Below are 365 nucleotides of genomic sequence, written 5' to 3' on the forward strand. Positions count from 1 at the left end.
TTAATCGAGTCACTGGCTATCCATCACCGGATCGAGCGATTTCATCGAAAAGTCTGATTTCGAGCAGTACCGTTCCGCAACGTCCATCAGCGCTCGTGTACGCCGAATATCGGCGACGTTGTGGAGTACGACCGCTTCGAAATCACCAGTCTCCCACGCGTCGACGGCCTCGCTACTTTCCCCAAATGGATCGACTGTGCCGTGGCCGGAAGCCACGAGCTCACCATACACTCCAGTGAGGCTGTTCTCGCTCGTATTGAACCGTGAGGAGAAGACCTCCATCACGTCGATGTACGGTAGCTCGGCGAACGGCCACTCGCGTTCGTGATGGCTTAACCGCGTTCGAAGGAATGGCAGATCGAATC

Annotated in this window: 1 pseudogene; it reads right to left on the reverse strand. The window is 55.9% G+C overall.

The window, feature by feature from the left end:
* Positions 1–9: 9 nt before the first annotated feature.
* Positions 10–365, reverse strand: a pseudogene (locus EXE45_RS18340) (ribonuclease H-like domain-containing protein); the annotation flags it as partial.

The sequence above is a fragment of the Halorubrum sp. SP9 genome (genome assembly GCF_005435015.1).
Taxonomy (GTDB): Archaea; Halobacteriota; Halobacteria; order Halobacteriales; family Haloferacaceae; genus Halorubrum; species Halorubrum sodomense.